Below are 24,553 nucleotides of genomic sequence, written 5' to 3'. Positions count from 1 at the left end.
GTTTATATCTAAAAATAAAACACCAAAGATTATATTACTTGACGCTAAATGATTTTAAAATATAGATTTCTTTTTCTAATATTAATAAAGGAGAGATATCTTATCTATTCTAATAATTGTTAACTACTTGTCTTGATGTGTCTCTTTTCTTATTAAAAAAATATATGTCTAAGTATTTGTACATATAAAAAGTATAATGAGAATAAATTGAAGATTTTGCAATTGCAAACAATTATTGCAAGTATTGTTGTCAGAAGTTTACGAGTATTACATACTTAACTGCAAGCTATGACCTAGACACTCAAAAGGCTTTTCAAAGTGTAAGTATCTTCTTATTTGTGAATTGTTTGCAATAAAAGTGCAAGTGTAAATTAAGAATATGTATATAGGGAGGCTTTTTATGGAAAGCAAAATGACAATTCAGGCCATGCTTCAGGGAACAGAGATTTATGTTCCTGATTATCAGAGAGCATATTCATGGGATTCTGATATGACAGCATCTGATTCAGCCACTATTTCATCAAAACAAGTTGCTGTATTTCTAAATGATATTATGGACTACATCAGTTTTGAGCGTCAGACTCATTACTATCTTGGGCATTTCTTATTCGAGCGACGTGATAATAACAGCTATAACATCATTGATGGGCAGCAGAGACTTACTACTGTAGAAATCTGCATTTCAGCACTATTGAGTCGTATTGAAGAACTCAATGGACAGTTAAATGATGATGAACTCACCCTTAAGGAAGATATTCTTGCAAGAAGGACTAAGAGACATTTCCATACTGTAGACTATGATGATTCAGTATTTTCAGATTATGTTATTGAGGCAAAGCTGTATGACAAGGAATTCATCAATACTCTCGAAACAGAATCACAGCGAAGGATTCTATCTGCAATGTTCTACCTCAGAAATAAATTCTCCAAAATGGATTACAAACAATTAAAAACAGTTATGTATGCAATAGCTAATGCTGAGTGCACAACCCATGTAGTTTCTGATAAGTCTGAAGCTGTACAGATGTTCATATTCCAAAATGCTAGAGGAAAAGAACCTACAAAGCTTGAGATCCTGAAGGCAAAGCTTATGTATTTTGTACATATTTATGCTGAAAAAGATGATGAGAGGAAAAACTGCCTCAAACTGATTTCTGACAAGTTTGCAGAAATATACAAATCGATATCTATATTGGAAAGATACCACATAGACGAGGACAATATCCTGTTATGTGCCTATAGAGTTCATAAGGATAACCTTACTGCATATTTCTCTCAGGATGAGATTGATAAAGAAATAGCAGTGTCTTCAGACAAGATTTGCTTTGTTATGAAGCTTACAGATACGATTGCTTATAGCTTTAATGCTATAACAGCCTTTGTAAAGCTAACCGAAACTAGGAAATATGAAGGCATGGAAGATCTCGTTGCTCTTGGATATTTCTCTCTGGCTCTTCCTTTTATTGTCAAGTCTTTTGCATTGTCATCAGAAGATAAGAACAATCTCTCAAAAGCTCTTGCAGATATAATAGCGAGAAACAGCATAATAGGTACTCGGGCAGTTCTTGAATATAGACTAGGGGATGTATTTAGCGGAGTGCTTTCTGTTGATAAAGTAATAGATCGTATTGAATGGATGAAGACTACTGATGACTGGTGGTGGGCGTATTGGAATAATAACGCATTTAAAATGGTTATTGATGGTGAAATGTGGCCTTCTCAGTCTGTAAAATACATACTCTGGAGATATGAAAACTATCTTCATAGAAATGGAAAGGGAGGATATAAGTCTCTTTCTCCAGAAGACTTGAGGGCAATGACTGTTGAACATATAATGCCTCAGACTCTCCCAGAAGGGCCTAATACAGGATATGATTCATTTGATGGAGATGACGCAGAATCAAGAAGAATGTCATACACAAATCAACTTGGTAACTATATCCTGATTTCAAGTAGCCACAATTCCTCGATAGGTAATAGCAGTTTCTCCGATAAACGCAATACTTATTGTTATGGATATCAGCAACGAGAAATCCAGGATATGACATTAGGAAGAAACAATTGGACTTGTGCTGATATTGATAAACGAAGAAAGAAACTTGTAGCTTTTGTTCTTGAAAACCTCTAATTGTATTATTAATAATAATGGCCCCTGCAGTAATGATTTGCAAGGGGCTTTACACGCTTAATTAGAATTATAATCAACTAAACAATGTTTATGATTATGGTAAAGGGTCTTTCATAAGATGTAAGAAAATACTAATTAAAAAAAACTCAAGGTAGCATTTTGGCACATTGATATCTTAATAGAAACACCAATTATATATCCAAAAGAATTAAGAATACAAAAGGCTAGAGAATGCTATGAGCTAATTTTAGCTTCAGTATAATATTGTTGAGTATTACGCATCTATAGCACTAGTAATTCACAGTTGAGCACCACTAATTTGTCCCTAATCAGAGCGGAGGGTTTTCTGGATTTTGGTGGCATTTTAGAACAATAATTAATTTAGATGTAAATATATACATGCAGTTCGAATCTTAAAATCTTGTAATTAAACTTGGTGAAGTCTATGAAAGACAATCTGAAATAAGGAACTGTGTTGTCACTGAACTACTGTCTATAATAGAAAAAACGGCATTATGGGAGGTAAACCATCACGTTATGGCGTTGGAGTAACCATGACATTATTTGTAGTTGATAAAATGTAATAGTATGTGAAAAATGATGACAATACCTTTGATTTGAATGGAACTATAAAAGCTATGAAAAGGTTGGCATCCATTCTAGTTGATGGATTAGTTGATAATTTTGAGTGTAATACTTGAGAGAGCAACAAGTAATAATACCCTGTTCTTGAAAGTTACGAATAACTTCAGAGTCGGGGATCCAATCATTAAAGGAGGTTTGAGTTGGAGCATCTTGAGAGGGGAGATGCATTACCTCTTATGAGATAAGGACTGGAGAGGGGAGGTGTGAACAAATTCTTGGTTACAACTTTTTTTGTAAAATCTGGAATACAACTTATACCCCCTGCAACTCCGCAGCCTTCACAGTTTTTACTACTACTACTGCAATAATGGCTTTCACCTAAAACAAAGTTTTTTTGCCAAAGATTCCACCGCTTTCATAATTTTCTCCAATCCATTGTTCAAAATAGGGGCTATCCATTTGTCTAGTCCTGTTTATAGTATTATTGTTCTCATTGATAAATGACAGCCAAGCTATTAATTTCTTCTTTTATTTTATCTCTTAACCACTGAGGCTCTAAGAGTTCAGCTTCAGTTCCTAAAGACAAAACCCATCTAATGAGCCAGTATTCACCACATGTATGAACCTTAAAGAGCCAGTGATCATCTTCTTTTTCTATATTCACGCTATCTGGCCAAAGCTTCTCTTTCTCATAATATCCTTGCCCGTCACTGAGCTTTACAACAGCATCAAATTCTTCATTTTCTCTAACAATACCAAAAGGATCAGATAGAGCTTTATCTATATCTACATCCGGTGTTGGATAAGGAATATTATTCTTTAACAGCTTTCGTTCCACGTACTCTATTCTCTGAACAGAAAGCATATAAGACTTGCCTTTTATGTCCATCACATAACAATAGGTACCACCAGAGAAAACAAAACATTTAATTACAAATAGATCCCTTCTATCTCCACCATAAGTGATATATAACAATTCTTTTGTTTCTTGCGCCTCAAGTAGTATGTCGAGAAACTTTGTTGTCTCTAGATTAAAGTATCCACCAAACTTTGCAGTATCGATTGAAATATCACCAATGATACTGTTAAGTTTGGGGATGATATCATCTGTGGATACATTTACAAGTGGAGATAAGCTTCCAATGCTTTCAAGCATGAAAGCGAGCCTTCTTCTTTCTTTTCCAGAAAAAGTCTTTGTCAGGAACCCGCTTTTAAACTTATTCCATTCATCTTTGTCTATCCTATATACTGCTTCTCTTCCGCTCTTACCTCGATTTTCTTCGGTGTTATAAGGCGTAAGGCCAAAGCTAATTTCTAGGTTTCTGAAATCTTGGTAGATACTGGATCTACTATTATATCCAAGAGATTCATCTCTCAATAACTCTTGAATAGTAACACCATTATCTGATGCAAGCTTGGTAGCCAAAAAAACAAGTTTATTAAAATTAGGCATGTGTTTTTCCTTTGCTATATGATAATAAATTATATGTACATAAACTTAAACACTTAATCATTTATTATATAAATAATTCACTATCTGATATCGTCAGATATATAATAGGAATTACTACACTTATCTATTTAATAATGGGAGAGATTCAATGAATTTTGAGAAAATTGAAATTGGTGAGTTATTTAATAAAAATCTCTTGATACCTGACTATCAAAGACCATATCGCTGGAAAGTAGAAAATGCACAAATTCTTTTTGATGATTTATATGCCTCCTTTAAGAAAAACAAAGAAGGAGAATATAGGATTGGTTCGATTGTCTTATTTCATGATAAAGAAGACAAGTATTATATTATTGACGGACAACAGAGAGTCACTACGTTATTAATTCTACTATATTGCCTTGGGTATAATGAAGATGAAGTTTTGGATAAATTGAAATATAATAGTCTATCGGGAAAAGCAATCAAGGATAATCAGAGGGCTTTGAAAGAGAAATGCAAAAACATAGAAAGTGAAAAAGAGGCTTTTACCACCTTTATTTTAAATAACTGTACCTTTATAGAAATAGTTACAGAGAATGAAGCTGATTCTTTCATATACTTTGATTCCCTTAACAGTAAAGGGAAGCCACTCTCTCCTCATGATTTATTAAAGGCATATCATCTAAGACTTGTATCTGATATAGATGAAAAAACAAAAAAAGATTTAGTTGAAAAATGGGAAAAAGCTGATGAGGGAGATAATCTTTTTTATTTCTTTTACTATAATCTATATCCCATTGTCCGGTGGTCGAATGGCTTGGATGGGAACTACTACGATACAGATAAAATCAACACTTTTAAAGGTATACCTAATAATGACTATCCATATAGTAAATTCTTTCAACAATTGAAAAACCAATGTTTTCTTCTTTCAGAGCCATTTATAGCAGGAAAAGGATTCTTTGATTTTGTGTCAAAGTACTTGGAACTAAAAAACAAGATCGAAGTTAAAATCAATGAATTTGAAGATTTGGATACAAACGAATACACTTGGGGAAATTACTATGTCAAACAATTATATATTAATGTGTGTATTTTCTTTGCAGATAGATTTGGGATAGAAAAACTTGATGACAGTGTTCTTCGTTTCTTTTATAAGTGGGCATACACACTTCGAATAAATAAATCCAGATTGATGTATGAGTCAATTAACAGGTATGCACTGTATGGCGACTATGGAATCAACGCAATGAATATTTTTATGGAGATTAAGAAGATGATTACTCCTGACCAGATATATTCAATTCATTTAGCTGATTGTGAAAAACCAGATCCAAACAGCAAAAGCTTTCCTTTCTGGAAAAGTATTTATGGAGGAGAAAATGAATAAAGGAATAATTAAAAAAGTAATGGCTTATAATGCTTTTTGTAAAGACGAGTACGAGTATGAGTATACTATTCCTATCTTTCAGAGAGGATACGCTTGGGGGAAAGATGAAATTGAGTGTCTATTGGAAGACATATTAAATTCAAAAGGAGAATACTTTATCGGAACAGTAATAGTTGAAGAGAAAGGAAATAATCTTTACATAATAGATGGACAGCAGAGACTTACTACTTTATACCTTCTTCTTTGCTTGATTCGTGATGATAAATCTTCCTTAGAAAACAAGTTGAGATTTGAAGCAAGAGATAATGCCCAAGGAATACTCGAAAGCCTTAGCACTTCTTCAGCTAACAATACAGAGGATGAAAAAGATTCTTCTTCAGCTAACATAACATTGAAAGAAAAAGATTCTTCTTTGATATATGGAATTGAAATAATCAAGGCTTGGATAGATTATAACAAAATCGATAAAAACAAATTTATCGATAAACTAACAAAAACATTCTTCCTTCTTGTATCTATCCCAGCAGGAACAAACCCCAACCAGTTCTTTGAGACAATGAATAACAGAGGAGAGCAACTTGAACTACATGAGTTGGTTAAGGCAAAGATTCTAGAAACAATGAAAGATAGCATTGAAGAAAAAGAAAGGACCGTAGCCTCAGAAATATGGGATGCCATTGCTAATATGAATGGCTTTGTTGTCAACCATTTTTCTGATGGTATAAAGCAAAAACTATTTGGTGATAAAAATGAAAGAAAAGTTCCTTCATCTTTTACAGATATTATGAGTATTTATGCTAGTAACGAAAAAGCTTTAAATCAATCATCTTTAAAGGTTTTTCTTGATAACAATGTCATTACTGCGGTGAGTACTAAGGAAGAAGAAAAAGATATTTCTGAAGAACTAAAATCTATTATTACCTTCCCAACTTTTTTAATGCTTAGTGCGCCAGTTCGGTGTCATACACATAGTTGGGTGAAACTCCCAATCTGACAAAGCCTAGCCAGCAGTCAGTATCCAGCCTTGGAGCCGAAGTCGTGAGATTAGGTTTAAGCGTAGGTAGGAAAGCACAAGAGCCGCAAGGGAAACCTGAATGCGATTGGGCCTCGTAATAATACAGTATGAGTGTCGATGCTTTTAAGCGGGCAGCAGACAGTATGAAACAATCGATAAAGGTGATGATTGTTGAGAACTCATCGGGGTCGTAGAGCGTGGCGAGTGTGCAAGGTGTGTATGTCATACCTGGGAGGACTTACATTTTATCTGGCTCAAAATGAGCAGAACGTTTGAATACAAGTGTAAAAAGCAAGATTCAAGTCGTAAATGTAAGTAGTCGGATGTCTTCATAGTAGTGATGAAACTGTGGAAACACAGTGGAGCGAAGGGAGACACATTTTAGTCGGTTCCTTAGAGTGGACACATGGAGTACTGGAGGCTCTGTAAATTGTGGAAAATTACGAAAAGGAAATAATGTTGTTATCAAGGAAGCATAACAAGCTTCAGACGTTAATTCACTACGTCAATAAAGTGAATCTTGAGAAAGAGCATAAGCTACAACTTAGTAACAAGGCTGTTGGAGTTGATTATATTACCAAAGATGAATATAACAAGAACCTTGATGCAAATCTTGATAATTTGCTTAAACGAATGAAAACATTCTCTTATAGACCGCAAGCGGTAAAAAGAGTATACATTCCCAAGGCTAATGGAAAACTTCGTCCTCTAGGTATACCATCATATGAAGATAAGCTTGTTCAAGGTGTACTTGCTAAAGTATTAAATGGTGTATATGAACCAAGATTTCTAGATTGTTCATATGGTTTTAGACCTGATAGAAGTGCGCATGATGCAATCAAAGCTATTAGAGATATTATATATAAACGTCCTATAGGTTGGGTTGTTGAAGCAGATATAAAAGGGTTCTTTGACAATATGAGTCATGAATGGATAATAAAGTTTCTTAGAAACGATATTGCCGATGAAAACTTTATCAGATATATCATAAGATTTCTCAAAGCTGGAATAATTGATAAAGGTATAATGCAAGAAAGCACCTTAGGCGCTCCCCAGGGGGGATTAATAAGTCCTTATATTGCTAATGTATATCTTCATTACGTTTTAGACCTATGGTTTGAGAAAGTAGTAAAGAAACATGTAAAAGGTGAAGCATATATCATTAGGTATGCAGATGACTTTCTAGCATGCTTCCAGTACGAAGAGGATGCTAAAGCATTTTACTCGGTACTTCCAAAGAGACTTGCAAAATTTGGTCTTGAGATTGCTGAAGATAAAACTAGAATACTACCTTTTGGTAAAGGAAGTGGTTCAAAAGAATCATTTGAATTCCTTGGTTTTTCTTTTCACAATGGAATGGTCCATAAAAGCTTTTACGTTGTAGTAGTTCTTTCTAGTAAAAAGAAGATGAAAGCTAAAAGGCAAGCCATTAAAGAATGGTTGTATAGCATGATGCATTGTCCCATCTCTGACATTGTAGCTAAGCTAAATGTTAAGTTGATTGGACACTATCGTTACTATGGTGTAAGTGGAAATATAAAAAGTCTCTGTTCATTTAGACACTACTGTATCAAAACACTATACAGAGTATTAAGACGCCGAGGGCAGAAGAAGAGGATTAATTGGGAAAAGTACAAAATTTTCATGAAACAGTCACCAATTGTAAATCCTAAGATTTATGTAAAGCTTTGGTAACAACAAAAGACTAAAATGAAGAGCCGTATGCGTTAATAGCGCACGTCCGGTTCTGTGAGGGTTGGATGCATTTGTTTAGCACTGGAGGTTAGACGATGCATCTGTCTACTCGACCAGCATCTGACGGAAAAGAAGGCTTTTCTCTTGATGAGAAGAAACTTCTTGATAGTCCCATGAGTAAGAATTGGGAAACTAAAGAGGCTGCACAAAGTTTTATCTACAAGCTTCTGAAATATAGACTCCTGTTTGACAAGTACATCATTAAGAGGAAAAACGTATTTGATGAAGGTAACTGGGTCTTGGCAATACAAAAAGATGAAGCAGGAAACATAGATGAACAATACCAAATAGATAACCGCAATCTTATTCTCATTGAGTCATGCTTACGTGTAACTTACACTTCCCCTAATAATATGCATTGGATTGGACAGGTTCTTTCAGAATTGGATAAGAACGAAGAAGTAGATATTGTTCTACTACTAGAACAGTATGCTTCGAAAAAAAGTGAAGGAAGCAGAATACACTAAAACATCAGGTTTTGGTATCCAGAGAATAGTATTTAATTTTCTAGATTATATTCTGGCTACGACTAAAGAAGAGTATGCAAACTATAGCTTCAGATTTCGTAATTCAATAGAGCACTTTTATCCACAACATCCATCTGAGGGTGAGTATTGGGAAGATGAGGACTTGAACTCTTTTGGTAACCTGGCTTTACTCTCTGTTTCAGAAAACTCAAGATTCTCAAACTTACCACCCATGGCAAAATATGAATACTTGAAGTCAGTAGTAAATCAAAATCCAAAGCTTAACGAAATGGCTAAGATCATGAATGAAGTTCCTATTGGATGGACACAAGAAAAAGCAAAAAAGCATAAGGAAAAAATGTTTGAGCTTTTAGAAGATAAAATAACTAAATAATTATTCCATGTGTCCAACGTTATGTACTCATACCTCCTTATTATGGAGGTATGAACAGAAATATATCAAACTACTACTCAAAACTAATTGATGATGGTGCAGCAACAGGGAGAGACATTTATGATGCTCTCTTTGCAGGAATAAGGAGTGAAGACACAATTCTTGTAGAGAAGAGCCTCAGCATGCTACCTCCTCAAGCCAACTGGGATAATATCGATTATCCATATCCTACAGATTTTGTAATAAACGAGATGTCATCTAATGGTATTATCGAGCTTTTAACATCTAAAGGATTTAGCTTCGATTACTATCCTCCTCGATTATCACTATTTAACTTTACACCCAAGGAGATGATTTCTTTCTATAAAAACAATTATCAAGAGAAAGGGAACCCTTATGAAGAAATCTATATCCATATAACTTATTATCTTAATGTTTATAAAAGTGGGTACTCTTGTTTTAGAATACCTTTCCATATTGATAGTGATGATGAATATAATCCATATTTCTCTTCCTACATCGATTCTTGGTGTTGTGATTTCATTGATATAGTAGCTATAGAAACGAGTGATGAAATAAAAGACAGAATCATAAGTGGTTTTTTACAATCAAGTATCATGAATGTTGAATTGAAGAATCTATTTATTAAGACAATGGAATATTTAAAGGGGAAGGTGACGCAAGAATATATCAACCAAATACTAAACAATGCTATTATAGGAGATAATGAGTTTGCATTCTTCTCTCTCTTGTCTCTTGCTGACATCTGCAATCTGAGTTTGTCTTATTATCCAAGGCAAAGCATCAAGATACTGGAAAAAACTCTAAGCTTAGGTCAACTTACTCCTGGAACAGAAACGGGATATAAAGCCTTTTCTGATTATGTAAGATTTGAAAAAGTACACATAAAAATACTGTCCAGAATAAATCACCCTTCATATTCTAAAAAACAGGATGATAATGGACAGACCCCTCTTATGCTCGCTATAGGAAACGAAAATTTCTATTCTTCTGATTATAGTTTATTAATAAGTGAAAAATCAGACTTAGAGATAAAAGATAAATATGGAGACACAGCTCTTCTTATTGCAGCCTCTGTTAATCCAGATGTGATTGAAGACTTGATTACACTCGGAGCAGATCCAACAGCTAAGAACAATAGTGGTAATAATGTTCTTCATATTATGGCAAGAAAAAAAGAGTTTGTTGATATCCAATGCGTCTTGAGTGTTTTACCTTTATCTTTATTGGAAGATAAGAATCTAATAGGACTTACCCCATTGGATGTAATGAGAGAAAGGATTACAGAGGAGATAAATTATGCCTTATAAAATGATACTAATTGCAGGAAGGAGTGAAGAGGTAAGGCATTCTATCTTCAGTAAAGCCATAGCTAGTATGCAGAGAGAAGATACTATTATTATTTCTATTGGATACTGGGAAAGAATTGATTCTCTCTCCTATGAAGATGGGATAAAGAGGTTGATAGCTGATTTCCGATATCTTGATACTCCAAAAAGAACTCTTTTTGTAATAGATGATATTGTCTCTCTTATTGACACTCCAGAGGGATATCTTGTCCCTCTATTATTTGAGTTATACAAAGAAAAAGGAGTACGATTCATTATAGGAACAAGTAGAGTGTCGTCAGAATACATCACTCCTCATATTCGATCTCTTTGCTCAACAATAATCTCTGCAAAGTTAAATTCGGAAATGCAAAGCAAAATTCTCTTTGGAATAAAGGGTGCTGAAACTTTATATAACAATGAATACTTAATGAAAAACAATGGAACGATTATAAAAGGCACCCTATCCGAGTGCCTTAAGATTTAGAGTGCTGGAGAATGCTTACCTTTATAATTTCCATTGGGATGTTTTATACAACTCTCTACAGTCATTGCTTTGATTGATTTAAAAGATTAGCCACAGTATTTACAGAAATACTGATCCTTCTCGCTTCCTTCATCTGACTACTCCCACGGGCAAGCCCGTGGGGTTCTGATTACCAAGAGTAGCTTGTAATCGTACATCATTTTCAGACTTTGGAGTTACAAGTGTAAGCCTATTTGAATCAGGTCTTTTATTATCAAGCAGTCATACGACCACATTGGCGATAAATTTCTGCTTCTCAGCAAGGAAGTATAGTCATTCTCCCTATTATTAAGTTTTTAACTTATTTATATTATATACACAAAATATTTAATTATTCTAGTTATTTGTCAAGATAAAAAAGCTGCTATCATCCCACACGCAAGCGTGAGGGTTTTTCGCAGCATATATATATAACTCATGATATCCCTTATAAGTTCCAAGAGGATTTCTAATACACTTTTCACGAGTCAAGTACTTTATAGAAGTAAAGCTTTTTCCACAGTTCTTACAATAATAGTTTGCCATAAATTCCTCTTATCTTTATACTACATCCATTTATGTCTATTTCTTTGTACACATAAGCTGAGAGGTATTCTTAATTCTCCGAGAACCTTTTGATAGGGCTGATGGATATGATAGTAGTGAAGGATAAGAAGAAATTCGGGGTTAAGTTCATGAGTGGGATGAAATTATCGGTTGAGCTTTGATAAATTGATTAATGAGAATAAACTAGGTCCAAAGACAATGTAGTCTCAGGACCTTTTCAATGGATCTAAAGTAATATATTAAATAGAAGGGGTTACAAGATTCCCTTCTGAATTAACATAAGTACCTAGAATTTTTAAGATAGTATTCCTATCAAGATTATGATCAGTTATAACATTGTTTGTATTCTGTGGAAGAATTATCTGTAGAAGCCACCATAATAAACTTCCGTTTCCATTCCATGTTACGTTTTTGGTTTTCTCAATGTATTCTCGTAATGATTGTGGAAAGAAAAATTTTATATATTCACCTTCTTGAATGAAATAAATCCTGTTATCATCAGGAATAGCGCTTCCATCAGAGAGTGAAAGTCTACCTGGTTTATAGTAAAATATATCTGCAAAAATCATACTGTCAATATTTTCTGGAAGCACCATAGATACTATTGTATTTGCATAGACATTTACATCAGATTCTTTTGGTTCAACATATTCCTGTGCATCTAAGAAACTTTCAAATTCTCCATTTTTTACCATTAGGTCTACTTCATCGGGCGTCTTATGATAATAAGTTTCTATATACCAATATATGGATTCGTGCCAATTATCAGATATGTTACCACCACCTGCTACATATACGAAAGGAAGCATAGCTGGACAGTAAAGAACCCATTCATCGCCTTCCTTATGGAATTCAATTTTTGTTACAGCAACCGATCTTTTAGTGTTATCTTCATTCCATTTGAATCCATATACATTATAATTAGATAGGTTGGTGTTATGCTTATTGCTCCAATTATTCGTTACATCTTCAGCTTTTGGCATTGGAAGTTCCTCTGATCTGAGAGAAAGAAGGTAGTTTATTGTTTCAATCCAGTCATTGCGTATCTCGTTAATGTTTTTGTTAAGGTAAGTGGACATATACCACCAGAAGGGATTACCTGAAGTAGGGTTAACACCATTTCCATCTAGATATGCCTGAGGAATGCAATCAGGAACATATAGTACAGAGTTAAACTCCATATTATCACCATTAAAATAAGAAGCATCTTCACCTAGATATTCAAAGTAAAAAGCATTTTTGTTTTCTAGTTTAATATCTGAATTATTGCTGAAAAGTCCTTCATGCTGGTATTTGAGAAGAACACCTTTAAGCTTAACTTCTCTAGATATTTCTCTTGAATTAATTGTTGTATTGTCATCAAGATTAGTAAGTACAACAAGATAGTCCGTATTTTCCTGCTTCTGATTATTATTTTCAGGCGTTTTAATATTTGATGAACAGGAGATTAGTAAAAAAGTTAGTAATGCAATCAATAACCATGGAGTTTTTTTCATTGTTCCACCTCAACACCTATATATTATCATGAATCATGATTAAGTATAGCCATATTATATAAAACTATCACTTTGGAAGATATCTTCTATTTCATAGGCGTTGATAAAGAATTGAACTTATTAAACAAAGCTACTAGCACAACTGTTTTTATGTTGAGCCTAATTACAAAGTTCCATTTTATCCAATTAAAATGAACACTTTGTAACGCTATTATTAAATCTATTCTATGACTCATATGTTCAATTGCGTTACAGAGTGGTAGTATTTAAATCCTTATGGTGTAGAAATAAAAAATCAGAACTTGATTATATCAAATTCGACTTAAAGGATATGAAGAAAATAATATATTATCACAATTACCAATAGTACCACTTATGACGTAATTTGTGTTTTAGAAAAGAAATAAATTGACTTTGTAAAGGTTATCGAGTAAAATAAAGTAGACTTTAGATTTCTCGGAGTATTATATGAAGTATATTCCTCGTGCTATGGAGGCTTCCATTCTTAAGGCTTCCTCACAATATCCTGTAGTAATGGTCTGTGGCCAAAGACAGACAGGAAAGTCTACTATGCTTAGACATATTAGTGAGTCTGATCGTCGTTATGTTTCCTTTGATAGGATTGAGGCAAGAAGGCTTGCGCAAAATGATCCTGCTCTGTTCTTTGAGACTTATGGTCATAAACTTTTGATAGATGAGTTTCAGCGAGTTCCTTCCTTTCTTCTGGCAATAAAGGATCTGGTAGACAATGCTGAGTGTTCTGGAGAAAATCCATATGGGATGATTTGGCTTACAGGATCTCAAAGATTTGAAATGATGAAAAATGTATCAGAGAGCCTTGCTGGAAGAGTTGCTGTTTTTTCTCTTTTGCCTTTATCCCAGAGAGAAATTGAAGGAAGTACATCAGAGCCTTTTTCCCCTGATGTTGATGTCTTGAAGGGAAAAAAGCATGAGGTTAAGACTCTTAAGGAGGTTTTCCAAAGGATTTTTCAGGGTGGTATGCCTAAACTTGTCTCTGATAATTCAATAGACAGAGACCTCTATTTCTCCAGCTATATCAATACATATTTGGAACGTGATGTCTGTGCTTTGGAACAAGTAGGAAAACTAGATGAATTCAGAACCTTGGTAACCTGTCTTGCTGCCAATACTGCACAAGAATTGAAGTATGAAACATTGGCAAATGAGGTTGGAGTATCAGCTGTGACTATAAAATCCTGGGTAACTGTATTGGAGCGTTCAGGAATAATCTTCATCCTTAGACCATACTACATTAACATCAGCAAACGTCTAGTGAAGACTCCGAAATGCTATTTCCTTGATACAGGATTAGCTGCATACCTAACTAGTTGGCCTAGCTATGAAACATTAATGAATGGCAATGCCTCCGGTGCTTTCTTTGAGACCTTCGTCGTAGGAGAAATCCTTAAAGGCTATTATAACTCTGGAAAAGAGCCGAATCTCTACTACTATAGAGATATTGATAAGAAGGAAATTGATCTATTGATGGTTGGAGCTGGATGCATCTATCCAATGGAAATTAAGAAGGCAAAAACACCTTCTGACCCAGATAAAAACTTTTCTGTTTTAGGAAAACTTGGATTAGAGGTAAAACCAGGTTTGATTATTTGCATGGCAGATGAGTTCTTTCCATTAAAACGAGATGTTTGGATGTGTCCAGTAACAATGATTTGATTATGTCCTAAGCATAGTATCTTTGGTTTTGGAAATTCCATCAAATGCTAATTGTTTTTCTATTTCATTTGGTATGAGCTAAACTGTCTTCATCTATTTAAATTCTTCTTTATGGTAGTGTTACTACTTAAGTGTGCAAAATATCCTGTGTTGGGGATTGTTTATTCATAGCTAAAACAAATAAAACAGAATTTCAAAGAACGCAATTACCGAGAAATATCTCGTCGATGGTAGATTTTCATAGCTGGAGAAGGAGTACAGGGAGGCTCAGGCTGAAAAGGATATGCTCAAGGATGAGCTTACCGAGAGAATGCAGAGGTCCCTGATGATCGGATGGTTTATTGGTGAAGTAGACGGATTTGAAGATGCTTTCACTGAATTCTCCGAAAACCTCTGGCTTGGGCTGGTGGATGTGATAGTTGTGGTGGAGAAGAAGAATTTCAGGGTGAAGTTCAAGAGCGGGATGGAAGTACCGGTTGAGTTTTGATAGTGAGAATGGTTATAAAGGTCTATGGCATTATTGCTGTAGGCCTTAAATTAAGCAAAAACATACAAGTGTAGATTTCCATGTTCTATAATCGCATTGAAATCTTGTCACATGGTGGGCTTCCAAGGGGAATGACTAAAAAACAGTTCTTTGAGGGAATCAGCAAGCCAAGAAATGCAACTTTGATGAGAATATTTCTGAGTATGAACCTTGTGGAGCATACTGGTCATGGCGTACCGACTATTGTAAATAAATATGGTGAAGAAGCATTTGAAATCGAAGACAACTATATCAAGTGTACCATACCGTTTGACAGAGAAGTTATTGAATACAGGATCAAAAGTGGCGGTATACCACAGGATGGCGGTATTAATGGCGGTATTAAACCATCAGATAAGAAGGTCCTGAGTCACATCCTCACATCGCCTGATGATACTGCAGCTCAAATTGCAGAAAAATGCGATATCGGTAAAAGAACTGTTGAGAGATCTGTAGCTTTTTTACAGGAACAAGGTACGATAGAAAGAATTGGAAACAAGCGTAATGTACGTTGGATAGTCATCAAATAAATAATTTCAACAGCATTATCTCAAAAATGGGGGTACTCCGCATCTTAGAGATGATTTGATAAAGGTAGATTAAAACAAATTGAGCTTTTATTGGAAAAAAGAGAGAAAGGTCTATGGCATAGTTGCTGTAGGCCTGTTTTTTTTGCACAGTTGAGAGCAAAGTTTTATACTCCCCAACGATATTGAACACTGTGTTACGTTATTCATGAACTGTATAACGAAGGTAGGAGATGTTAAGACACTTTTCTTTGATAAAGCTAAAGCTGAATTAATTCATGAAAATTCAATGAGAGATAAAATCACAAAAGATGAAAAGTGTAAGCTATGTGCCTTTGAAGAGCAATGTGCTTTCTGCCCTGCAGGGTGCTATGGTGAGTTTAATGAGCTTATAAGGACCACTCATATTTGCCCTATAACTAGAGTACAGTCTGAGGTTGCACTTGACTACTGGAGGCGCATTGATGAAAGAGTTAATTCTTAACGATAAAGCATACGAAGCCTTCTTAAAGCCTTATTATGAAAACAAGACACGTGTAAATGCTGTCTTTGGTAGTTTGTTTTCAGTTAGTAAAGAAGGTCTTAGTGATGATGAGTTAAAAAAGTATGTTTCTACGGTAGTAAAAGATTATTTGGAAGTGTCGTTGATAGGGAGGTGTCTATATTACAGGATGAAAAACACTTTTTCACTTCCGCCTAATTTTTATCTTGATAATCATACAATTAGTTTTAATGAGGAGGAAAATAGTTAGCAAACTTGATGATGTGATGGTGAATAGAGAGCTTAGCAATGTTTCTAAGATGCTTTACTCGTACATGTTTAAAGCAACTGGAGATGATGAGGTGATTATAACCTTAGATGGATTTGAGAGGATGTTTTCATCTATCGTCACAGGTGATGAAATAGATAAAAAGGCTTGTTTTGATGAAATGCTATCAGCAGGACTTTTTAAACTCCACTCGAAAGAAGAGGATGAGACAGTTGTTTATAGTTTAGTTAAGTAAAAATTAACCACCAGAGATGCAGGTTTTGCTTGTGGCTTTGGGGATTTTTCTTTTATTTGGAGTTTAGGAAACGCTTTATGGCTTACAAATGCCACATGGGCTATATCCTTCATCAATAACCTGACTTCTAGTTTTATCTGTTAACTGATAGTTCTTGCTACTTGGGCTTGGCGCACCACTACAAGTTAGTAGATGAAACTTTTTAGTACCTGTGTTTAAAATATATGTCCATTCACTTGTAATCTCTTCATTTTCACCTGTTAACCAGTTATCACCAGTGCGGTAATCAATAGAGATCCCATATTGTTGATTAAGAATATATACACAGTAATCTGCAGTGTCATCACACTCTAAGCAATCAGATTCAATAAGAACTCCATATGCTAATAAGTTACTACCTTCAAAATCTGGAGTAACACGATAGAGAACATGGTGTGTTCTATTTTCTCTCATGTGGTCTGCAGTCATATTTTCAAAAGTTACCATTGAGTTTTCACCAGCATTAAATGCTCTAGTTCCGGTCATAAGATTTCTTTTTTCATCATTAAGCCCACAAATCTGGAACCCTATAATATGGCTTCTGTTGTAAATCCATCTAGTTGGAATTATATCATTATCATATTCCTTCTGAACCCAGCCTGTAGGTTTTGTTGAGAGTGAAGTACGTTCATCTGTTGGCATATGATCAAAGTCAAAGCATCCCCAGTTGCTGCCAACTCTTCCAAGCTCATCTAATGGAGAAAGCTCCATAAAATAACCACTCCTTGCTTTTTCATAATCTGCAGCAGTAAAGTATGGAACGTTGTCATTTCTAATTTCTAGTAAATCACTTTGCCCTGCTATAATATACGAGACACCAGTATTAGCAGGTTGCTTTGTGGAACCTGAACAGGATATCACTAGCGCCAAAATTAATGTTGTAAAAAAGATTGTAAAATATCTCATTTAGTAAAAATCTCCATTGTTATTTTATCGTGGCTGTAGCCTTTAAAGTTTTCTTTTGAAACCGATTTAAAGCCTTGAGGGATGATAAATTTTTTAGTTGTTGGGTATGATCTGTTCCACCAGAATACAACTAACTTGTCATAGCTTATATTTGATATATCACCTTTTTCTATAAAGCATGTACCATTTATGGTATTAAGATAGTCATCACCAACATAAAGCATACTTTTTTCATCCTCTTCAAATTGGGATGCGGTGTATTCATCACACCTTATTTCATCAGCAAGTTCTAATACTTTCTTTCTAAGTTCTCTATCAGTTGACTGCCTTTTTCCACCAAACTGATAACCGTTGTTTTTGTCTAAGCATATAATAATTGTCATAGGAAAATTATACCAATTAAGAGAAATGATGAAATCTAGTTATGATAAAAGAGTTGGGGTAAATGAAGGATTTTTATGTATCAACTTTCTTAGGTAAGAATTTGTTGGGAAAATTGTTTTTTTTCAGTTCAAATGGTAAGTTTTCTTGTAATACACTTTTATTCTAATTAGTTATTTACTATTAATTTCGAAATAAAAAATTATAGTGAGATAAAAAATATTCACAAATAATATCTTTTAGCTATATTATAAGAGTAGAAATCTTATTTATAGGTGGTGAGATTTTATAGTTCCTTTTCTCCCTGTAAATATTATTTCTTAGTGGTGTTTTATAATATTACATAAAGAAGCTTTTTAGCTTTTTTATGAAATAAAATAAAATAGGGGGATAAAAATGAAGAAATTATCCATTTCGTTATTAGTAATGCTTTTAATAGCATCACTATTTACATCATGTAGCATGGGTTCAGATGATGCTAGTAATGTTCGCGTTAAAGTCAAAATTACCCCATCTGGAGGGGGCAGAAGCCTAACTACTGATTTTGAAACAATTAATTTAGATGATGATAATATCACTTGGTATTATTCTGCAACAAAAGTAAGTGAAACACAATTTAATTATGGTGCAACAAGTAAGTCCTTACTTCCATAAAGCTTACCTTTTTCATCATCTTCAAATTGTGACGAAGTGTATTCATCACATCTAATTTCATCATCAAGTTCTAATATTTTCTTTCTGAGTTCTCTATCAGTTGACTGCCTTTTTCCACCAAACTGATAACCGTTGTTTTTGTCTAAGCATATAATAATTGTCATAGAAAAATTATACCAATTATGAGGAATGATGAAATCTAGTTAGGATAAAAGAGTTGGGGTAAATGAAGGATTTTTAAGTATCAACTTTCTTAGGTAAGAATTTTTTGGGAAAATTGTTTTTTTCAGTTCTAAGGGTAAGTTTTCTTGTAATACACTTTTATTCTAATTAGTTATTTACTATTAATTTCGAAATAAAAAATTAAAGTAAGGTAAAAAATATTCACAACTAACTTCTTTTAGATATATTATTAGTGTAGAAATTTTATTTATAGGTGGTAAGATTTTTGAGTCGTTTTCTCCCTGTAAATATTATTTCTTTATGTTGTTTTTATAATATTACATAGAGAAGCTTTTTAGCTTTTTTATGAAATAAAATAAAATAGGGAGATAAAAATGAAGAAATTATCCATTTCGTTATTAGTAATGCTTTTAATAGCATCACTATTTACATCATGTAGCATGGGTTCAGATGATGCTAGTGATGTACGCGTTAAAGTCAGACTAACCCCGTCCGGGGGGGCAGAAGCCTAACAACTGATATTGAAACAATTAATTTAGATGATGACAGTATCACTTGGCACTATTCTGCAACAAAAGAAAGTGAAACACAATTTAATTATGGTGCAACAAGTGATTCAATACTTCCAAAGGATGGAATTGTAACTTTATCTCAAGGAGATTGGACTATAAGCCTTAGGGGTATTAAAGATGGTAAAAAGGTATATGCCGGAACTACCAGTAAGGTAACAATCAAATGGAATTTCTATGAACCTAATGTAACTGTTCCTGTACCAGTCAATGAAAATACAGGGGATAAAGGGTATATTGTTTTTGACAATGTAACAGTTAATCTAAAAACTAATGATGACAAGGTATTAAAAGTTTTTCCAAACTATGTTTCTGTTGATGGTGTAAAAATAACAAATCTGAATGGGGCATATATGAAAATAGAATGTGCTCCAGGTAATCATTATGTTACTTTTGCGTATAAAGATACAGAAGGTATTCTAAATGCTAGTAAACCTATCAATGTAACTGTAAATTGTGGCAGATCTACAACTATATCAGGATCTTTTGATTGTGTAGTTTCTAACCTATTACTAATAAGCAATGCCCAAGAATTAATGGATTTTGCCTCATCAGTCAACTCTGGTAAGGATTATAAAGAAAATATTATTATGCTTATTGCTGATATTGACCTAACAGGAAAGACATGGGTTCCTATCGGATATAGTAGCAGAAGTAATACAGACGGACCAATTTTTAGAGGAACTTTTGATGGACAAAATCATACAATAACTAATATTAAATACACGGAACCTAGAGCTGAAATGCCATCAGGTTTCTTTGGAACTGTTGAAGGTGCAAAAATATCTAATTTAGTTATTGGTGGTACAAAACAGGGCGATGGTTATGTTTATGATGGAGAAAGTAAATTTACTCATACTTTAGATAGCGCTGCAGGTATTGTTGATTTTGTTATTGGAACAGGCGAAACAAAAATAGAAAATTGTATAAATGTTGCGTCAATTGATGCTTTTGAACCAGCTGGTGTCGTAGGAAGATCTTATAATACAAGTGGTAAAACTGAAATTACGGGCTGTAAAAACTACGGCATAATAAATGGAAAAGAAAATGAAAAAGCAGGAGGTACTAAAACTGGTGGTATTCTAGGCATTAATTATAAAAATAATAATACAGAAGTTTCATATTGTGAAAACCACGGAATAATCACAGGAAACAACTCTAATGTTGGTGGAATCGTTGGTTTAAGTAATGTTGGCTGTAGTATTGTAGATTGTAAAAATTATAGTTCTGTATCCTGTACTTCTTCATATGCCTATGTTGGTGGTATTGTTGGTTATATACAAAGCAACGATACTGGAACTGCAATAATAAAAAATTGTACTAATAGTGGCGAAATAAATTCTAGCTCACATGCAGGTGGTATTGGTGGTAGAATAGATATGGTAGCTACTGTTATAAACTGCAATAATACTGGTGAAGTAACAGCTTCAACATCAGGTGGTATTGCCGGAGTATTACAGGGGGGAAAATTAGAAAATTGTTCTAATTCAGCTAGTATAAATGGTACTAATATTTCTGGTGGAGTTGTTGGTAATTGGTCATACAATATTGGTTCTGCTGGATATATAAAAAATTGTAATGGCGGTAGTGAAAATGTCATAAGCACTGGCTATTCAAAAGGAAGACTGATTGGAACTCTTGCAACTAATTACAATTCTAATCCTTATGCATATTTAGTGATAAATGATAATAATAATGATGATTTTACAAATATAAACACAATTGGAAGCATGACTGATGGTACACAGAAAGTTTCGTTAGAAATAACTTCTGGCACTCTACATGGATTGCCAATATTGCCAAGTGGAAATCATTCTAGCCATACTTTAATATTCAAAAGTGGCTCACAATTAAATTTAGATAATAAAACTTACAGTTTCAATACATCTGAAGCAACTTTTAGTACTAAAAAGGTTAATGGACAATGGACTTGGGATACATCTTCCTTGGAATCTAACAAATCAGGTAGTGCTTCTATATCAAAGACAAACTATCTTGGGACGTATGGAGAGTTTACTGTTAATGAAGTAGAATTCTTATTTCAAGTTATAGACGGTTACTCTTTTGCTGATAATGCAACGGAAATGACCATTACAGTAACTGAAACCGAATCTGCAAATGCGGAATGGGAGGTAACTTTCTCAGACAATAGCACGAAATACTACAAAATAGAAATTGCTGGACTAGCTACTTCTGGTGCCCCGGGATGGCCAAATCTCTATATTAAGAATGCAACAGGCGTTACTAGAAAAAACAATGCGTCTTTGAATTGGTTTGGATTTGGCTCTAGTGACACAATAAGTGGATATGATGGAAGATATTATTTGTTACGCGCATTGCAACCCAATTATATTGTGATTGAATAAGTAATACATAATGGACTGCAAACGCAAAAAACTAAGTTTCTTAATGCTGCCCCTCAGCATTTAAGATAGATCGATCTTTCTCCCTTGGTAAAGCTCACAAGCCAAGGGAGATTTCTTACTTAAGAGACAAAGATAGAATATTTTCCTTAGTTTCAAGTGCCAAAAAAGATTAGCTATTTAGTCACACAACAGAAAGATATAAGGCTCTGTTCTTACTTCATCAATTATCGATCCTTAGCTCCCAAATGCTTACACCTTTGCTATTTTCCAGTTTTTGAATATCCTAAAATAAAAGTAGCTGCTGCAGAAGAGCTGAGAAATAGTATATCTTCGGTTGTTCTCTAGTCTTTTATTATCCCTGATTCAAATACACATTTTTTAATATGTAAACTTGTCTACTTGCATTCATGTTTATTAATAAAGGCTATACAGAGCATTACTGTTTTATATTCATACATTTAATAAATATTTAAATCATCACTTAAATAGGAATTTTTCTCATCATTCCCCGGAATTCCCCATCCAGAAACTCCTTAAAGAGATGAAGGGCAGGACCTTCATATGATTCAAGGGAGCACATTACAGTGACAAACGATGAAAGAAAGAGGATAGAGCGACTGAGGAAAAACGGCAACAGCTTCTCCCGTATTGCCGAGATAACGGGACTCAGCAGGGACTCGGTGAGGATGTACTGCAGCAGGAACAATATCGTCCCAGGAAAAAGCGGTGGCTCCTGCTGCCAGCAGTGCGGGAAGGAACTTGCGGCAAACACCGGAAAGGGCAGGAAGGCACTCTTCTGTTCTTCCAGCTGCCGCATCACCCACTGGCGGAAGATGAAGGAGAAGGACAGGAACTATACAAAGGTCTGCGCATGCTGCGGCAGCGAGTTCTTATCCTACAGACGGGACAGGAAATACTGCTCCCACGAGTGCTACATCAAGGCTAGGTTCGGAGGGGACCATGAAGCTTGACGGGGATCAGTTTGAAAGACAGAAGGCATATGAGACAGCACTTTACTACCTCGACCTGCTTTATTCAAAAGGTATGATATCAAAATCCGAACATCTCAGGGAGACGGCTTACATCGAGAAGAAATATAAGCCGATGATCGTTCATATCCCTTTACTAAATAAAGAATAAGAGTGATGTATTGAACCATGAAGATAACAGCAATTGATACAAAGAAGAAAGGTGAATTGGCCCTCATGCGGGTGGCGGGGTATGCCAGGGTGTCGGTCGACACATTCAACTCCGCACACTCCCTTGAAGCCCAGTCGGCATTCCTGAAGAAACGGATAACCTCCACACCCGGATGGGTGGACGGAGGCGTCTTCATTGACCTGGGGATCACAGGCACAAAGACCGACAGGCCGGGATTCAGGGCCCTGATGGAGAAATGTGAGGAAGGGGAGGTCGACATCATCGTCACAAAGTCCATATCAAGGTTCTGCAGGAACACAGTAGATCTTCTTGCAACAGTAAGGCATCTGAAGGATCTGGGTGTGGAGGTGATATTCGACGAAAACAACATCAGCACCTTCTCCTACACAGGAGAGATGGTTCTTACATTCCTTGCCTCACAAGCACAGGAAGAGTCTAGGTCAATAAGTGAAAACGTACTCTGGTCTATCAAGAAGAAGTTTGAACGAGGAGAGGGTATACCTCATGATCTACTAGGATATAGATGGAATGGTAGTGATTACGAGATAGTTGAAGATGAGGCTGAAATCGTTAGGGAGATATTCTCAATGTACATGACGGGACTTGGTCCAAAGGAAATATCAAGGGTTCTCAGAGAGCGTGGAATAAAGGGCCTTAGAGGAAGCCCTATGAGCGCGAACACCGTCACTCACATACTCAGACAGGAGAAATACATGGGTGACTCGATTCTACAGAAAACTTTCACTGTTGACCATATATCACACCTGAAGGTTGTAAACAGAGGTGAAAGAGACCGCTACTACGCAGAAGAAACACATCCTCCCATCATCACTAAAGAAGAATTTGATGAAGTACAAGAGGAGATTGAAAGAAGGAAGAATGAAGGAAGCCTTGAGTGTAATTGGAAGATAGTAAAGTCACCTTTTACTTCAAAGATTATCTGCAGAGAGTGTGGCAGGACCTTCAGACGAAGAAGCAACAAACAGAAGAATGGAAAGATGTACTACAAGTGGACCTGTGGAGAGAGGATAGATAAAAGATGTGGTAGTGGTTGCACCGCTAAGTCCATACCTGAGTGGGCACTTTATAGCCTTACTGCTGAGATACTTGGTAAAGAGAATTTTACATCAGAGGACTTTGATGAATCCATAGACCATATCCTAGGCGGCTCATACCATCAAGTCACATTCGTTATGAAGGATGGAAGAAAAATCATCAAAAAGTGGAAAAACCAAAAGGGGGCTGAGAAATGTCTGGAAAAGTAAGGGTAATACCTGCAACGCTCACAAGATTTAGTTCAATGCTGTTAGAGTCAACAGAAAAGGGCCAGAAATAGTCAAATGAAAAGGGACAATTTAAAAGTAGTCAACTAAAAAGGGACAAAAAAAGTCAGTTAAAAAAGGAAAAAGCATCTTAAGTAATTTTGATATAATCCAGCACATAACAAACATACTA

25 protein-coding genes are annotated in these 24,553 nt (G+C 34.9%); 20 read left to right on the top strand and 5 right to left on the bottom strand.

The window, feature by feature from the left end; genetic code table 11:
- The first annotated feature begins 400 nt into the window (after nucleotides 1–400).
- Nucleotides 401–2,128 (top strand): DUF262 domain-containing protein, encoded by a 1,728-nt coding sequence (locus tag FYJ80_RS06890; protein ID WP_206361010.1) that lies wholly within the window; start codon nucleotides 401–403, stop codon nucleotides 2,126–2,128.
- 1,075 nt (nucleotides 2,129–3,203) lie between these two features.
- Here FYJ80_RS06890 and FYJ80_RS06885 read toward each other — a convergent pair.
- A complete protein-coding gene (locus FYJ80_RS06885; protein WP_206361009.1) occupies nucleotides 3,204–4,139 on the bottom strand; it encodes a WYL domain-containing protein in 936 nt (311 codons plus the stop codon).
- 175 nt (nucleotides 4,140–4,314) lie between these two features.
- Here FYJ80_RS06885 and FYJ80_RS06880 point away from each other — a divergent pair, with 175 nt between their 5' ends.
- From FYJ80_RS06880 to FYJ80_RS06850, 7 genes are all read left to right on the top strand, one after another.
- On the top strand, nucleotides 4,315–5,538 hold the full coding sequence (locus FYJ80_RS06880; RefSeq protein WP_154425471.1) for a DUF262 domain-containing protein: 1,224 nt from the start codon (nucleotides 4,315–4,317) through the stop codon (nucleotides 5,536–5,538).
- The gene (locus FYJ80_RS06875; RefSeq protein ID WP_206361008.1) at nucleotides 5,531–6,532 is read left to right on the top strand and encodes a DUF262 domain-containing protein; all 1,002 of its coding nucleotides are present in this window, start codon (nucleotides 5,531–5,533) and stop codon (nucleotides 6,530–6,532) included. The genes FYJ80_RS06880 and FYJ80_RS06875 overlap by 8 nt, the downstream gene beginning before the upstream one ends.
- Before the next feature lie 453 nt (nucleotides 6,533–6,985).
- A complete protein-coding gene (ltrA, locus tag FYJ80_RS06870; protein WP_206361007.1) occupies nucleotides 6,986–8,248 on the top strand; it encodes a group II intron reverse transcriptase/maturase in 1,263 nt (420 codons plus the stop codon).
- 95 nt (nucleotides 8,249–8,343) lie between these two features.
- Nucleotides 8,344–8,775 carry a hypothetical protein gene (locus FYJ80_RS06865; RefSeq protein ID WP_154425469.1) on the top strand — a complete coding sequence of 144 codons (432 nt, stop codon included), beginning with the start codon at nucleotides 8,344–8,346 and terminating at the stop codon, nucleotides 8,773–8,775.
- Entirely contained in the window at nucleotides 8,753–9,169 is a 417-nt protein-coding gene (locus tag FYJ80_RS06860; RefSeq protein ID WP_206361006.1) for an HNH endonuclease family protein, read from the top strand. Before FYJ80_RS06865 ends, FYJ80_RS06860 begins: the two co-directional genes overlap by 23 nt.
- Before the next feature lie 50 nt (nucleotides 9,170–9,219).
- Complete coding sequence (locus tag FYJ80_RS06855; RefSeq protein WP_154425467.1) at nucleotides 9,220–10,500, top strand: ankyrin repeat domain-containing protein; 1,281 nt, start codon at nucleotides 9,220–9,222, stop codon at nucleotides 10,498–10,500.
- A complete protein-coding gene (locus FYJ80_RS06850; protein WP_154425466.1) occupies nucleotides 10,490–11,005 on the top strand; it encodes a hypothetical protein in 516 nt (171 codons plus the stop codon). Before FYJ80_RS06855 ends, FYJ80_RS06850 begins: the two co-directional genes overlap by 11 nt.
- Nucleotides 11,006–11,829: 824 nt before the next feature.
- Here FYJ80_RS06850 and FYJ80_RS06845 read toward each other — a convergent pair.
- Complete coding sequence (locus FYJ80_RS06845; protein ID WP_154425465.1) at nucleotides 11,830–13,086, bottom strand: hypothetical protein; 1,257 nt, start codon at nucleotides 13,084–13,086, stop codon at nucleotides 11,830–11,832.
- 468 nt (nucleotides 13,087–13,554) lie between these two features.
- On the opposite strand from FYJ80_RS06845, the gene FYJ80_RS06840 reads away from it, so the two are divergent.
- The 6 genes from FYJ80_RS06840 to FYJ80_RS06815 all read left to right on the top strand — a co-directional run bounded on the left by FYJ80_RS06840 (nucleotide 13,555) and on the right by FYJ80_RS06815 (nucleotide 16,839).
- On the top strand, nucleotides 13,555–14,781 hold the full coding sequence (locus FYJ80_RS06840) for an ATP-binding protein (RefSeq protein ID WP_154425464.1): 1,227 nt from the start codon (nucleotides 13,555–13,557) through the stop codon (nucleotides 14,779–14,781).
- A 283-nt stretch (nucleotides 14,782–15,064) separates the two neighbouring features.
- The gene (locus tag FYJ80_RS06835) at nucleotides 15,065–15,268 is read left to right on the top strand and encodes a hypothetical protein (RefSeq protein WP_154425463.1); all 204 of its coding nucleotides are present in this window, start codon (nucleotides 15,065–15,067) and stop codon (nucleotides 15,266–15,268) included.
- A gap of 80 nt (nucleotides 15,269–15,348) precedes the next feature.
- A complete protein-coding gene (locus FYJ80_RS06830) occupies nucleotides 15,349–15,837 on the top strand; it encodes an ATP-binding protein (protein WP_154425462.1) in 489 nt (162 codons plus the stop codon).
- Between the two features lie 205 nt (nucleotides 15,838–16,042).
- Nucleotides 16,043–16,318: a hypothetical protein gene (locus FYJ80_RS06825; RefSeq protein ID WP_154425461.1), complete on the top strand. Its 276-nt coding sequence runs from the start codon at nucleotides 16,043–16,045 to the stop codon at nucleotides 16,316–16,318.
- On the top strand, nucleotides 16,299–16,586 hold the full coding sequence (locus FYJ80_RS06820) for a hypothetical protein (RefSeq protein ID WP_154425460.1): 288 nt from the start codon (nucleotides 16,299–16,301) through the stop codon (nucleotides 16,584–16,586). The genes FYJ80_RS06825 and FYJ80_RS06820 overlap by 20 nt, the downstream gene beginning before the upstream one ends.
- On the top strand, nucleotides 16,567–16,839 hold the full coding sequence (locus tag FYJ80_RS06815; RefSeq protein ID WP_154425459.1) for a hypothetical protein: 273 nt from the start codon (nucleotides 16,567–16,569) through the stop codon (nucleotides 16,837–16,839). The genes FYJ80_RS06820 and FYJ80_RS06815 overlap by 20 nt, the downstream gene beginning before the upstream one ends.
- Before the next feature lie 75 nt (nucleotides 16,840–16,914).
- Here the strand turns inward: FYJ80_RS06815 and FYJ80_RS06810 are convergent, their stop codons facing one another.
- Nucleotides 16,915–17,784: a DNA/RNA non-specific endonuclease gene (locus FYJ80_RS06810; RefSeq protein WP_154425458.1), complete on the bottom strand. Its 870-nt coding sequence runs from the start codon at nucleotides 17,782–17,784 to the stop codon at nucleotides 16,915–16,917.
- The gene (locus FYJ80_RS06805) at nucleotides 17,781–18,167 is read right to left on the bottom strand and encodes a hypothetical protein (RefSeq protein ID WP_154425457.1); all 387 of its coding nucleotides are present in this window, start codon (nucleotides 18,165–18,167) and stop codon (nucleotides 17,781–17,783) included. The genes FYJ80_RS06810 and FYJ80_RS06805 overlap by 4 nt, the downstream gene beginning before the upstream one ends.
- A gap of 394 nt (nucleotides 18,168–18,561) precedes the next feature.
- Between FYJ80_RS06805 and FYJ80_RS06800 the strand changes: the two genes are divergently transcribed.
- Complete coding sequence (locus FYJ80_RS06800) at nucleotides 18,562–18,819, top strand: hypothetical protein (RefSeq protein ID WP_154425456.1); 258 nt, start codon at nucleotides 18,562–18,564, stop codon at nucleotides 18,817–18,819.
- On the opposite strand, the gene FYJ80_RS06795 is transcribed toward FYJ80_RS06800, so the two are convergent.
- Nucleotides 18,786–18,983: a hypothetical protein gene (locus FYJ80_RS06795; protein ID WP_154425455.1), complete on the bottom strand. Its 198-nt coding sequence runs from the start codon at nucleotides 18,981–18,983 to the stop codon at nucleotides 18,786–18,788. The genes FYJ80_RS06800 and FYJ80_RS06795 overlap by 34 nt on opposite strands.
- A 393-nt stretch (nucleotides 18,984–19,376) precedes the next feature.
- On the opposite strand from FYJ80_RS06795, the gene FYJ80_RS06790 reads away from it, so the two are divergent.
- The 5 genes from FYJ80_RS06790 (at nucleotide 19,377) to FYJ80_RS06770 (ending at nucleotide 24,363) form a co-directional block, all read left to right on the top strand.
- Nucleotides 19,377–19,514 carry a hypothetical protein gene (locus FYJ80_RS06790; RefSeq protein ID WP_154425454.1) on the top strand — a complete coding sequence of 46 codons (138 nt, stop codon included), beginning with the start codon at nucleotides 19,377–19,379 and terminating at the stop codon, nucleotides 19,512–19,514.
- 410 nt (nucleotides 19,515–19,924) lie between these two features.
- The gene (locus FYJ80_RS06785; protein ID WP_154425453.1) at nucleotides 19,925–21,937 is read left to right on the top strand and encodes a GLUG motif-containing protein; all 2,013 of its coding nucleotides are present in this window, start codon (nucleotides 19,925–19,927) and stop codon (nucleotides 21,935–21,937) included.
- Between the two features lie 584 nt (nucleotides 21,938–22,521).
- Nucleotides 22,522–22,908 (top strand): hypothetical protein, encoded by a 387-nt coding sequence (locus tag FYJ80_RS06780; RefSeq protein ID WP_206361005.1) that lies wholly within the window; start codon nucleotides 22,522–22,524, stop codon nucleotides 22,906–22,908.
- Nucleotides 22,898–23,077, top strand: a complete 180-nt coding sequence (locus tag FYJ80_RS06775) for an SHOCT domain-containing protein (RefSeq protein ID WP_154425452.1) — start codon at nucleotides 22,898–22,900, stop codon at nucleotides 23,075–23,077. Before FYJ80_RS06780 ends, FYJ80_RS06775 begins: the two co-directional genes overlap by 11 nt.
- A 17-nt stretch (nucleotides 23,078–23,094) precedes the next feature.
- Entirely contained in the window at nucleotides 23,095–24,363 is a 1,269-nt protein-coding gene (locus FYJ80_RS06770) for a recombinase family protein (protein WP_154425451.1), read from the top strand.
- Nucleotides 24,364–24,553: the final 190 nt, after the last annotated feature.

This window comes from Bullifex porci, assembly GCF_009695635.1.
Classification (GTDB): domain Bacteria; phylum Spirochaetota; class Spirochaetia; order Sphaerochaetales; family Sphaerochaetaceae; genus Bullifex; species Bullifex porci.
Note: the sequence above shows the minus strand (reverse complement) of the source record. Positions and strands in the feature narration are given on the sequence as shown.